Genomic DNA, 12,365 nt, shown 5'->3' on the forward strand with positions numbered 1-12,365 from the left:
CGGCAAAATGTCGGGCTCAGCCGGAGCCCGCACATGAAACCCCTCGACGACCCCCAGCACGACCGCGAAGCCGGCTCCCGCGACGAAACGCGCGACACGACGCGCACCGACGACACCCGCATCGGCGCCGTGCGTGCGCTGATCAGCCCGGCGCTGCTGCTGGAAGAGCTGCCCATCCCCGACGCGACGCTCGAGCTGGTCGAGAAGGCACGCCAGGAGATCAGCGACGTGCTGCACGGCCGCGACGACCGCCTGCTCGTCATCGTCGGCCCCTGCTCCATCCACGACCACGGCCAGGCGATGGAGTACGCCCACCTGCTCAAGGCCGCGCGTGAAGAGTTGAGCCGCGACCTGCTGGTCGTCATGCGCGTCTACTTCGAGAAGCCGCGCACGACGGTGGGCTGGAAGGGCTACATCAACGACCCCCGCCTGGACGGCAGCTTCCACATGAACGAGGGTCTGCGCCTGGCGCGCCAGCTGCTGCTGGACGTCAACGGCCTGGGCCTGCCGGCGGGCACCGAGTTCCTGGACCTGCTGTCGCCGCAGTACATCTCCGACCTGATCGCCTGGGGCGCCATCGGCGCGCGCACGACCGAGAGCCAGAGCCACCGCCAGCTGGCGTCGGGCCTGAGTTGCCCGGTCGGCTTCAAGAACGGCACGGACGGCGGCATCAAGGTCGCCAGCGACGCCGTGCTGGCCGCCAGCTCCCCGCATGCCTTCATGGGCATGACCAAGATGGGCACGGCCGCCATCTTCGAGACGCGCGGCAACGAGGACTGCCACGTCATCCTTCGTGGCGGCAAGGCGCCCAACTACGACGCACCTTCGGTCAACGCCGCCTGCGACGCGCTCAAGAGCTCTGGCCTGCGCGAGCAGGTCATGGTCGACTTCTCGCATGCCAATTCCAGCAAGAAGTACGAGCGTCAGATCGACGTGGGCCAGGACGTGGCCGGGCAGATTGCCGGCGGCGATGCACGGATCACCGGCGTCATGATCGAGAGCCATCTGCAACCCGGCCGGCAAGACCTGGCCGAGGGCCAGACCAAGGCCGACCTCAAGCCCGGCGTGTCCATCACGGATGCCTGCCTGGGCTGGGCGCAGACCGAGCCCCTGCTGCGCGACCTGGCTGCCGCCGTTCGCAAGCGTCGCGGCTGAAGAGAGGTTGGCGCCGCCGGCGCACCGCTCGCGCCGCCTGGCGCTCAGTCGTCGCATCGTGCTCGCGCCGGGGCGGGGTGGTTTCCAGAATTCAGCCATTGCCACTGCTGAACCTGGAGACCATGATGAAGAAAACACTGGCTGCTGCCGCTGCGTCCGCCCTTGTCGCCTTGCTGCCACCGAGCAGCCACGCGGCCGACATCACCCTTGATGTCGAGGGTCTGCAAGCCAACGCGGCTGCCGGCTCCGTGCTCAGAGTCGGTGTGTTCACCGAGTCCGTCCAATGGCTGAACAAGCCGCTGATCGGCCGGTCGTTCGCCGTCGCTGCGGCGGTCAACGGCAAGCTGACGGTCGTGTTGACGGATCTGCCGAGCGGCCCCGTGGCGATCAGCCTGCATCACGATGCCGATGGCAACGGCCGGATGGACACCAACCCCATCGGCATCCCGTCCGAGCCTTACGGCTTCTCGAACAACGCCGTTGGCAACTTCGGCCCGCCGCGCTTCGAGCAGGCAGTGTTCACGCCTGCGGCTGGTGCCCCGGTCAAGGTGCGGATGCGGTGAAGGCCCGGCCATGACCATGAGTCGCGGCGCCGTCCTCGCCGCGCTTATGGCCTAGCGACTTCGGCGCGCCAAGCCCGGCCCGCAGGGCCTGTTGGCCGTGAGGGGCCGCGCCGTGCCCTTTCGATCCAACGCAACGTCCATCCGGCCCCTGAGTGCCGGCCCCCTGTTTCCCCTAGGGGCAGGGCACGCCCACATTGACAGCCTTCTGCAAGCCACCTAATGTCGCGCCGTTTGCTGAAAGCGCTTTCAGAAAGCGCTTTCACTTTCGGCGATGACAGCAGTACGTCGTCGCCTCGCACGGGATGAACCCGTACCCAAAACCAAGGAGACGACATGCTGAATTTGAAGACAACTGCGGCGGCAGCCGCGTTCCTGCTGGCCGGTGCCGCCGGCGCAGCCACGGTCAACGGCTTTGCCAACGGCGGTTTCGAGACCCCGGGTGGTCCCGGCTCGGTTGCCGCCGGCTGGCTGACGGCCGCGACCGCCAGCCCCGCGACGCTGTCCAGCGACGCCCATTCCGGCAGCTTCGCGCTGCTGCTGAGCTCCAAGCCCTTCGACGCCTCCATCGCGCTGCAGGACTCGGTCGGCCACGGCAATCTGCCCATGCTGGGCGCTGCCAATGTGGGCGACACGCCGATGCTCAGCTTCTGGGCCAAGGGCGATGCCAGCACCGAGGGCAACGCCTTCGCCACGGTGCGCTACATGGGCGCCAACGGCATCATCTCGAACGCCGTGCAGGGCAACTTCCAGCAGCAGATCAACACCAGCAGCTGGACGCTGATCAGCTTCCAGGCCGCCGCCATTCCGCTCGGCACGACGGCGCTCTTCATCGAGATCGGCACCGCCCTCGGCCCGCTGCTGGACAACCGGCCCAGCGCCATCCTGATCGACGACCTTCAGTTCTCGCTGACCGTTGCCGCCGTGCCGGAACCCGAGACCTACGCGCTGCTGATCGCCGGCCTCGGCGTCGTCGCCGCCATCGCCCGCCGTCGTCGCGCCTGAGACCCAACCGAGACCTCCCATGAAGATCCACATGCTTTCCAAGACCGCCGCCGCGCTGCTGCTGTGCGGCCTCGCCGCCCATGCCAGCGCGGCCGGCACCGTCGTTATCGATACCTATGGCCCCGGCGATGACGTGGCCGGATGGGCCTCCCTGCTCGGCCCGAATCAGGACCTGGCGGTCGCGTTCGACATCGCCAGCGCTACCACCATCCAGTCCATCCTCACGTCGATCGACGGCGTGGGCGGCATCACCGTCGGAATCCTGGCCCGCAGCGGCAGCGTGCCCACCGGCGCGAGCTGGCTCTACAGCGCCCACCTCACCGACCCTTGGGCCAACACGCCGCTCACGCCCACCAACTGGACACTCGCAGCCGGCAGCTACTGGCTGCTCACGAAGGCCGACGGCGACTTCGCCGGCCAATGGCAGAGCGGCACAGACACGCCCAGCGCCGCCTGGGCCTACTCGTCGTCAGGCGCCTGGCAAGCCGTCAACACCGGCTTCACCGGCGCGCCCGCCGTTCGCATCACCGTCAGCGCCGTGCCGGAGCCGTCCACCTACGGACTGATGTTCGCCGGCGGCCTGCTGCTGGCCGCCGTGGCCCGCCGCAAGTCCAACAACCGCCAGCAAGGATGAACGCCATGAACCGTCAACACATCGTTCGCGCGCTCGCGGGAGCAACGCTGGTGGCCATCAGCGCCGCCGCGTCCGCCAGCGTCACCAGCCCCGTCATCGGCAAGCTGCTCTGGTCGGAGGAGTTCAACGGCGCCAGCCTGGACACCACCCTCTGGACCGCCACCACCGGCAACGGCTGCCAGATCGGCCTGTGCGGCTACGGCAACCAGGAGCTGCAGTACTACAGCCCCAACAACCTCAGCATCACCAACGTGCCCTTCGAGCCCGGCACGCGCGCGCTGGCCATCACCGCCAAACGCGAGGTCATCGGCAGCAACCAGTTCACCTCCGGCAAGCTCGACACCTCCGGCAAGGTGCAGGTCAAGTACGGCATGGTCGAGGTGCGCATGGCCAGCCCCAAGGTCGGCGTGGGCCTGTGGCCGGCCGCATGGATGCTGGGCACCAGCCCGCAGGCCTGGCCGCGCAAGGGCGAGATCGACATCATGGAGCAGGGGGGCCGCCAACCCGCCGGGATGCCGGCGGTCTCGCCGGAGCAGTTCGTCGGCGCCAACGTCATCACCTTCGCGGACGCCGCCTGCGTGCCCGGCAACGAGAGCTGCGCCGCTTCCACCGCGTGGCAGACCAAGAATTGGGTCACGCCGACGCGCTCGCTGGCCAACCGCTTCGTCACCTACCGCCTGTACTGGACCGACACGCAGATCCGTTTCACGCTCGTCGACAACGGCCGCGAGCTGGACATGTACAAGGCGCCCATTTCCACGGTGGGCTCGCCAGCGCTGCAGGAGCCTTTCTACCTGCTGCTGAACCTGGCTGTCGGCGGCAACTTCACGCCCGCCGCCACGCCGGCGCAGGTCACCGCGCCGCTGCCTGGCACGGCCTATGTCGACTATGTGCGCGTCTACGAGCTGGACGGCAAGGGCGAGGTGAAACTCGGCATCGGCATCACGCCGGAGGTCGGCAAGTTCGGTGTCTTCACCGACAACACGCCGGTCAACAACAAGCAGGTGCCGGGGGTGTCGTCGGACATCTACGTCTGGAACCAGGGCTCCATGACCGGTGGCGACCTGCCGCCCTTCGAGGGCTCGGGCGTGATGGCGTTCAAGTACTTCGCACCGGGTCAGTGGTTCGGCGGCAGCATCCAGTCGCGCCAGGTGCACGACATGAGCGGCTTCCGCAACGGCCACATCAAGCTGAAGATCAAGGCGCCCGCCAACGTCGCCTTCAAGATCGGCATCTACGACACCTACACCAACCAGAGCTCCGTCACCTTCCCGGCCAACACCACGGCCTATGGCCTGGTGCGCAACGGCGAATGGGGCACGGCCACGATTCCCGTCGCCGAGATCGCTGGGCCGCTGGTCGCGCTGCAGTCCATGCTGGACCTGTTCCAGTTCTTCAGCGTCGACGGTGCCTTGCCCGGGCAGCAGTTCCAGATCGCCTTTGACGACATCATCTGGGACTCGGGCACGGCTGGCGTGCAGCAGGTGGCGCTCGCCAAGGTGGCCGCACCAGCGACGGCCAGCGGTGATGCGGCGCAGAGCGGCGCCGGCACGCTGGACTTCAGCGCCACGGCATCGGGCTGGGTGGATGTGCACTACACGGTCAACGGCGGTGACGCCCGCACCGTGCGCATGCGCCAGGACGGCACAACCAGCCGCTACACGGCCGGCGGGCTTCAGCGCGGCGACGTCGTCGAGTACCGCTTCACGGCCTGGGACGCCCAGCGCCAGGTGGCGGCCGATTCGGCGACGAAGAGCGCCGTCATCAAGTAGCCGTTGACGGGATGGGTGGCGGTGCCACCTGTCCCGGCAAAATCGCGGCCATGAACCAAGACCAGCTCAAACAACTCGTCGGCCGCGCAGCGCTGGCCTATGTCACGCCGGGTGAGATCCTCGGCGTCGGCACCGGCTCCACGGTGGACTGCTTCATCGATGCGCTCGCCGCCAGCGGGCTCGCCGTCGCCGGCACGGTGTCCAGCTCCGAGCGCTCGACGCTGCGTCTGCAAAGGCACGGTTTCAAGGTGCTCGACGCCGCCGAGGTGAGCGGCCTCGCCGTTTACATCGACGGTGCAGACGAGATCGATGGCAAGGGCTTCATGGTCAAGGGTGGCGGTGCCGCGCTGACACGAGAAAAGATCGTTGCCGACCTGGCCGAGAAATTCGTCTGCATCGCCGACGCCTCCAAGCTTGTGCCCACGCTGGGCAGGTTCCCGCTGCCGGTCGAAGTCATCCCCATGGCCGCCGCGCAGCTGGCGCGGCGCTTCGCCAAGCTGGGTGGCGACGCCAAGCTGCGGGCCGGCGTCGTCACCGACAACGGCTGCCACATCCTCGACGTCACGGGCCTTGCCATCACCGACCCGCTGGCCTTCGAGGCCGAGGTCAGCCAGTGGCCCGGCGTCGTCACGGTCGGCGTGTTCGCGCGCCACAAGGCCCAGGTCTGCCTGCTGGGGGGCGTGGACGGCGTGCAGACGCTGACGTTCTGAACAAGCGCCGAATGCCGCGCAAGCCGCTCGATTTCGACGCGGCTTCGCACGAACGCCATCACTGGTGGCGGGCGCTGCTGTTGCGCGTGGCCGTCTGCTCGGCCGTGAGCGGTTTCGGGTGGTGGGCAACCGGCTGGGTGGGCCTGCTGGTCAGCCTCATGCTTTGGGCGCACGTCATGGCGGGCGACCAGATGGCCTTCTTTGCGACGGTCTGGCGCGCCGCGCGAGGCCTGGCCTTTCGGCCCGTGGAAGGCCACTTCTACCAGTTCAAGGGCCACCGCATCCGTGTCGTCGATGACGAACTCGAGGCCCGGCGCTGGCTGGCGTTGGATGACCTGGCCACCGCGCTCGGCACGCGCGTTCCGGCATCCCGGCTGCGCTTGCGCTGGCCGCAGGGCATGCGCGAGCTGCCCGATGGCATCTACCTGCTGGACGACGCTGCGCTGGCCTGGCTGGGCGAACAGCGCAATGACGATGCTGGCCGGCTGCGGCACTGGGTGGAGCGCGAGGTCTGGTACCCCGCGCGCGGCCGCAAGGCGAGCTACAAAGCAAAAGGGGCGCCAACTGGCGCCCCTGCTGAAGACTGAACCGGCGCGGCCGGCTTAGAACGTTTCCCAATCGCCATCCGCAGCCGGTGCGGCCGCTGGTGCGGCGCGGGGCGCCGGGGCGGGTGCGGAAGGCGCCGGCGCCTTGGCGACCGGGCGAGGGGTGGCTTTGGCAGCCGGTTTCGCGGCGCTGGAACCGCTGGAGGCGCTGCCGACAGGCTTGGAAAAGTTGCTGGGCTTGGCGGCCAGCGGCTTGTGCGCGGGCGACCTGGCCGGCGCGGTCGAACGCTGGCCGGCGTTGCTCAGCTTGAACACGCTGATGACCTCGGCCATGCGGGTGGACTGTTCGCGCAGGCTCTCGGCGGCGGCGGCGGATTCTTCAACGAGCGCGGCGTTCTGCTGCGTCATCTGGTCGAGCTGGACGACCGAGCCGTTGACGACGCCGATGCCTTCGCTCTGCTCGCGGGCGGCAGCGCTGATCTCGCCAATGATGTCGGTCACGCGCTGCACGCTGGCGACAATCTCGGTCATCGTGGCACCGGCGGCCTGCACCTGCTGGGTGCCGGAGTCGACGCGCTCGACGCTGGCGCTGATGAGGCTCTTGATCTCCTTGGCAGCCTCGGCGCTGCGCTGAGCCAGCAGCCGCACCTCGCCGGCCACGACAGCGAAGCCGCGGCCTTGCTCACCCGCGCGGGCCGCTTCAACGGCCGCGTTCAGCGCCAGGATGTTGGTCTGGAAGGCGATGCCGTCGATGGTGCCGATGATCTCGTTGATCTTGCGCGAGCTGTGGCTGATCTGGTCCATGGTCGCGACGACCTGGGATACGGCGTCGCCACCGCGCTGGGCCACCGCAGCGGCCGAGCTGGCAAGCTGGTTGGCGGTCATCGCGGCATCGGCGGTCTGCTTGACCGTGCCGGTCAGCTCGGCCATCGACGAGGCGGTGTTCTGCAGGTTGCTGGCGGTCTGCTCGGTGCGCTGGCTCAGGTCCAGGTTGCCGGTGGCGATCTCGGCGCTGGCCGTGCCGATGCTGTCGGCCGCGCCGCGCACTTCGCCGATGAGCTTTTGCAGTGAACGCTGCGTGCCGTCCAGCGCCGTCAACAGGCGGCCGACTTCGTCGGAGCCGCCAGAGGGGATGGGGTGGGTCAGGTCGAAACGGGCCAGCGCCTCGGCGGCCTCGGTGGCGGCATGCAGGCTGGAGCCCTTGCCGCTGCCGGTCGTCAGCAACGCGAACAGGCTGACCAGCCAGGTGATGACAAGGCTGGCGATGAGCCAGGTCTTGGCCGAGCCCGCGTTGTCGCCAAGACCGGAGAGCGCCACGCCAACCCCCACGGTCACCACGCCGAGCACAACGCCCAGCGACACCTTGAGCCGTTGCGAACCGCTGCCTGAACCGAACATGCCGTCGTCTCCATCAATATTGGGAAAGCCGGGCAGGCCCGGCAACACGGCGCAGTGTGCGCCCGTGCCTGTTGTGGCGGAAGCGCGATGAAGCGGGCAAAGCGGCAATAGTTGCCCGAACCCCTGGCTCAGCGCCCAGGCCGGCGCTGACGCCGCAACGGGAAGCGCAGCGGGTCGACGGCATCCAGCAGTTCGGCCTCCAGCGGCCGTGGTGAGCCCAGCGCCAGCGCCGCCACCAGGCGCCCGGCCAGCGCCGCCCACGTGATGCCGCGCGAGCCTAAGGCGGTGCAGACGAGCAGGCCCGGCCGGCGCGGCAGCAGGCGCAGCTGGGCGGCCAGCGGGCCCGGTGCGGCCAGGGCGCCGATGAGGGGCAGGCGGTCTGCGGCAACCAGGCGCCAGGCGACGCGGCCGGCGAGCGGCGCCAGTGGCGCCTCGCTCAGACCGGCAAGGCGGGCGTAGCGTGCGAGGTTTTCGGCCTGGTCGGCCTCGCGCAGCGCGGGGTCGAGGTCACCGTCCTGCGCCGTCGCGCCGCACCACGCACCGCCGTGGCCATCGGCAATCGCATAGCCGTCGCCGGCCACGGGCAGGCCGGGCTGCCAGGGCGCTTCGGCCAGGTGGGTGAGCTGGCCGCGTTGCACGACGAGGTCGTCGGCGAGCTCGCCAAGCAGCGGCAACTGGGCATGGCCGCCGGCCAGTACGACGAGGGGTGCCTGGGCAATGAGCTGGCCGCGGGCATCCAGCAACTGCCAGCCGACGGCCATCTCGAACAGCGTGGCGACGGGCGTGTTCAGCCGCAGTTCGGCACCGCTCGCCGCCAGCATCGCCCGCGTGTAGGCGGCCGGGTCCAGCGCACCGCCACCGGGGTAGAACCAAGCCGGATGGCCGAGAGGCGTGCCGGCCCGCGCCGAAGCCTCTTCGATCGACAGAGCCTGCACATAGCCCGGCGCGCCCTGCATCTGCGCCAGCGCCAGCCGCGTCTCCAGCCTCAGCAGGCCCTGGCTGTGCGGCAGGCCCAGTTCGGCCAGCAGGCTTTGCGTCCCCAACGCTGCCGCGCGGTTGAAGCGCGCGTGCGGGCCGTCGTCCGGGTTGAGCGTGCCGTGGAAGAGGCCGGCCGGGTTGCCCGAGCTGGCCTGCGCCGGGCCGGGCAGGGCGTCGACGACGGTGCAGGCCACGCCGGCCCTTGAGAGCGCCAGCGCGCAGGCCGCACCTGCGAGGCCAGCGCCGAGGATGATGGCGTGCCTTGCCCCCGGCGCCACCGCCTCGCGCCCGACCGGCCGCTGCGGTGTGTGGCGCGGCGCAAAGCGGGCGACGGTCATCTCCGGCTTGCTGTCAAAACCGGGCGCCGGCGCCACCTCGAAGCCCTGCGCGGCCAGCGCCCGGCGCATGGGCCGCGAGATGCTCGTGGTCGCGGCCGTCGTGCCGGGCACCGAGTTCCGGGACAGGCTCTTCAGCAGCCATTCGTCCCACAGCTCCGGGTTGCCTTGCGGCGCAAAGCCGTCCAGGTAGAGGGCGTCGGCGTCCAGCACCAGTTCGCGCAGCAGCTCGCGGGCGTCGCCCAGGCCGAGCAGCAGCTCGACGCGGCCGCCCTCGAAGCTCAGCGTGTGCAGCCCGGCCGTCAGCGGCGGCCAGCGCTCGACGAGTTCGGCGGCCAGTTCGGGCAGTTCGCTGCCGGCGTGGACGACAGCCAGATCGTCGCGCGTCAGCGGGTGCTTCTCCACGCTGACGAACACCAGCCGCTCGCAGCGTGCCGGGTCTTGCCGCCAGGCGTCCCAGGTGGCGAGGAAGTTGTGGCCCAGACCGAAGCCCGTCTCCAGCACGACGAAGCGCTCGCGGCCCTGCCAGCGGCCGGGCAGCCCGTTGCCGGCGACGAAGACATGGCGGGCCTGTGCCAGCGCCTCGGGGTCGGAGGCGTCGACCTCGGCGGGCGTGACAGCAGGCGACTTCACTTGTGCAACCTTCGCGCTACGCGCTGTCCCGCCGAGCGGGAGCGAGCTTGCTTGGGGCGGCCCGGCGCTGCGCTCATGCGCCCAGGCGCTGCATCTCGCCGGATTCGATGACGCGCACCGCAGGGCCGGGCGCATCGAGCACGAGGCGCATCGCCCGCGCGATGCGCTGTGGCGAGATCGGTCGCCAGGTGGCCGGGATCAAGCCGGCCAGCGGGCGCACCAGCTTCAGCGTCCAGGCCTCCGCGGTACGGTGGGGTTGGTTCAACTGCTCGCGTTCGCCGTCCAGCAGCGAGGGCCGGGCGATGACGAGGCGCTCGAAGCCCAGCCCGATCAGTGCGTCCTCGGCCTCACCCTTGACCTGGTTGTAGAAAACCTTGGATTGCGCGCTCGCTCCCAGTGCCGAAACGAAGCCGCAGTGCGCGGCGCCAGCCTCTCGTGCGGCGCGGGCCACGGCCAGCACGGCGTCGAAGTCCGCCGCACGAAACGCCACGCGTGATCCGGCCTGGGCCATCGTCGTGCCCAGAGCGATGAACAGTTGGCGAGGTGCCGGCAGCGCGGCGAACGATGCGGGTTGCGTGTAGTCCACCGGGGCGGTGTGCAGGCGCGGCCCCGAAGCCAGGCCGGGCACCGGCCGGCGCAGCAGGGCCAGCAAGGGGCGGCCCGCCAGTTCGGTCAGCAGCGCGCGGCCCACCAGGCCACTCGCGCCAGCCAGCCAGGTCAGGTCATCCGTGTGCGGCATCGGCGTCTCTCAAAAGTGTGTCGCAGGCTTGCGCAAGCAGTCGGCCGAGTTGCGACTGCACCTGCGGCGGATTGCCCTGAAAGGCATGGTTCCAAGCCAGCGCGGCGAGCACGTCCTGGACCTTCGCGGCTGGCAGCCTCAGACCGATCAAAGTCAGCCAAATGTTCAGCACCTCGCCGATCAGCAGCGGCGCAGCCTCTGCCAGCTCTATCTGCAACGTGGCTGTGCGTCGGCCCTGGCGTCGGTTCAACCAGTCCGTCAGCCCGCTGCCGGCCACCCCACCGACGACGGCGCCGATCAGCGCCCCGGCGCCCAGCGTCAGGCCGCCGGCGGCGACATCCGCAGCCAGGCCGGTGGCGGCACCGCCTGCGACACCGCCCAACACCGAATTGCGCGCGACAGGCCTCGGGCGCAGAACCTGGTGCGGCCAGTGCTCTGCTGCGGAGGGCACCGCAACGGTCGCTGCATCCTGGCCGTAAAGCTCGCGCAGCTTGTCCGCCAGCAACTGCAATTGCTGCTCCACCGCCTTGCGCAGCTGCGCCCGCGGATCGGCGCCGGCCGGCAGGTGCAGCGGCTGCAGGCACAGGTTGGCCAGGGCCAGGGCCATGAGCTGCTGCGCCTGGCCCTCGCGCGCCAGCATTGGCGCCTCCCAGGCTGCGAGCAGGCGCTGCCAGGCCGGCTGCAGGGCGGTCGGCCACAGCATGCCGAGCGCGCGCAACTGGCGCCGCTGCGCCTGCCAGCCCGGCGATGCGGCGGGCAGGCTGTCGGCCAGGATGGACAGGTCGAACGCCGGCGCCGCAACCGGGGCGGCACTCAGCAGCGCCAGTGCGCGGCTGCCCCAGGTGGCGGGCAGACCTTCGGGTCCGGTGTCGGCCAGTGTCACCAGCAGGCGGTCGCCCTCCGGGCTGCTCAGCCGTTCGCCGGCCTCGCCCAGCAGGCTGCCGGCCAGGCGGCGCTGCGGGTCGATCACCCGCAGACGCAGGTCGGCGGGCCCGCTGGCCACGTTCAAGGGCAGGGCGCGCGCCAGCCGCCAGCCGCGCTGGGCCGCGTGCAGCACCAGCAGCAACCGGGGCAGGGCCACCAGCGCCACCGTCGCCGCCAGCAGGTGCAGCCAGTCCGCCGCCAGCGCCTGCGGCCCGTGCAGCGCGCCGTGGCGCAGCGGGGCGACGTCCGGCACGGCGAGACCCGTGAGCCAGGTTGCGGGCGCGAGCACCACTTTGGCGAGGCGCTGCACCTGGGCCGCGTCGAGGTAGGTGCTTTCCCAGCCGATCAGGATCTCGAGCCCGAGGGCGCGCAGGTAGAGGCCGGCGATCAGCCCCAGGTTCAGTCCGAGCAGGGCGAGGTGCCAAAGCAGCGCGCAGCGCGCCGCCTGCAGCGGCAGGCTGAGCCGCCACCAGTGCGCCAGCGCCTGGCTGGCGCGACCTCGGGCGCCCGGCGTCAGGAGCCGCTGCCACAGGCGCAGGATCAGGCCGTCCTTGGCCGGTGCGTAGGGCCGCCTGAAAGCCAGCACGGACAACAAGCCGTACGCCAGCAACTGCACCGCCAGCACGCCCCACAGCGGCAGCGCCAGCAGGTTCAGCTGCTGGCCGCCGAGCCGGTCCATGCCCAGGCCCAGCGCCAGGCCCGCCACCCCGGCCGCCACTGCCCAGCTGCCCGACCACAGGCGCCTTGCCAGCAGTTGGGTCAGCCGGTCATCGCGCTCGCCCAGGCGCTGGGCCGCGTGGCGCGCCCGTGCCAGCCGGAAGTCCGCCGCGCCCTCGGCGCGCGCCTGCTGCGTGGCCCAGCGCGCGTCGTCGGCAGACCACAGCGCGCCGAGGTCATGAGTTTCCGCCCAGTCGAGCAGCGCCACTCGCCGTGCGTCGGGCTCGGGCGCCACGAGTCGAGGCGGCTGGTTCAACGCG

General features: G+C 70.4%; 11 protein-coding genes. 7 read left to right on the top strand and 4 right to left on the bottom strand.

What is annotated here, in order from left to right:
• Positions 1–33: 33 nt before the first annotated feature.
• From AC0IZJ_RS01250 to AC0IZJ_RS01280, 7 genes are all read left to right on the top strand, one after another.
• The gene (locus AC0IZJ_RS01250) at positions 34–1,155 is read left to right on the top strand and encodes a 3-deoxy-7-phosphoheptulonate synthase (RefSeq protein ID WP_471845831.1); all 1,122 of its coding nucleotides are present in this window, start codon (positions 34–36) and stop codon (positions 1,153–1,155) included.
• A 125-nt stretch (positions 1,156–1,280) separates the two neighbouring features.
• Positions 1,281–1,718, top strand: a complete 438-nt coding sequence (locus AC0IZJ_RS01255) for a DUF2141 domain-containing protein (protein ID WP_471845833.1) — start codon at positions 1,281–1,283, stop codon at positions 1,716–1,718.
• 333 nt (positions 1,719–2,051) lie between these two features.
• Complete coding sequence (locus AC0IZJ_RS01260) at positions 2,052–2,720, top strand: PEP-CTERM sorting domain-containing protein (RefSeq protein ID WP_471845835.1); 669 nt, start codon at positions 2,052–2,054, stop codon at positions 2,718–2,720.
• Positions 2,721–2,739: 19 nt separating this feature from the next.
• Entirely contained in the window at positions 2,740–3,354 is a 615-nt protein-coding gene (locus tag AC0IZJ_RS01265; protein ID WP_471845837.1) for a PEP-CTERM sorting domain-containing protein, read from the top strand.
• Positions 3,355–3,359: 5 nt separating this feature from the next.
• Positions 3,360–5,126: a glycoside hydrolase family 16 protein gene (locus tag AC0IZJ_RS01270; protein ID WP_471845839.1), complete on the top strand. Its 1,767-nt coding sequence runs from the start codon at positions 3,360–3,362 to the stop codon at positions 5,124–5,126.
• A gap of 50 nt (positions 5,127–5,176) precedes the next feature.
• Entirely contained in the window at positions 5,177–5,836 is a 660-nt protein-coding gene (rpiA, locus tag AC0IZJ_RS01275) for a ribose-5-phosphate isomerase RpiA (RefSeq protein ID WP_471845841.1), read from the top strand.
• Between the two features lie 11 nt (positions 5,837–5,847).
• Positions 5,848–6,423: a hypothetical protein gene (locus AC0IZJ_RS01280; protein WP_471845843.1), complete on the top strand. Its 576-nt coding sequence runs from the start codon at positions 5,848–5,850 to the stop codon at positions 6,421–6,423.
• Between the two features lie 15 nt (positions 6,424–6,438).
• Here the strand turns inward: AC0IZJ_RS01280 and AC0IZJ_RS01285 are convergent, their stop codons facing one another.
• The 4 genes from AC0IZJ_RS01285 to AC0IZJ_RS01300 form a co-directional block, all read right to left on the bottom strand.
• Positions 6,439–7,779 (bottom strand): methyl-accepting chemotaxis protein, encoded by a 1,341-nt coding sequence (locus AC0IZJ_RS01285; protein ID WP_471845845.1) that lies wholly within the window; start codon positions 7,777–7,779, stop codon positions 6,439–6,441.
• A 128-nt stretch (positions 7,780–7,907) separates the two neighbouring features.
• A complete protein-coding gene (gene mnmC, locus AC0IZJ_RS01290; protein WP_471845847.1) occupies positions 7,908–9,725 on the bottom strand; it encodes a bifunctional tRNA (5-methylaminomethyl-2-thiouridine)(34)-methyltransferase MnmC2/FAD-dependent 5-carboxymethylaminomethyl-2-thiouridine(34) oxidoreductase MnmC1 in 1,818 nt (605 codons plus the stop codon).
• Between the two features lie 73 nt (positions 9,726–9,798).
• A complete protein-coding gene (locus AC0IZJ_RS01295) occupies positions 9,799–10,464 on the bottom strand; it encodes a Rossmann-fold NAD(P)-binding domain-containing protein (RefSeq protein ID WP_471845849.1) in 666 nt (221 codons plus the stop codon).
• Positions 10,448–12,361 carry a DUF3482 domain-containing protein gene (locus AC0IZJ_RS01300; RefSeq protein WP_471845851.1) on the bottom strand — a complete coding sequence of 638 codons (1,914 nt, stop codon included), beginning with the start codon at positions 12,359–12,361 and terminating at the stop codon, positions 10,448–10,450. Before AC0IZJ_RS01300 ends, AC0IZJ_RS01295 begins: the two co-directional genes overlap by 17 nt.
• Between the last annotated feature and the right edge of the window lie 4 nt (positions 12,362–12,365).

The sequence above is a fragment of the Roseateles sp. AC306 genome, from assembly GCF_979253795.1.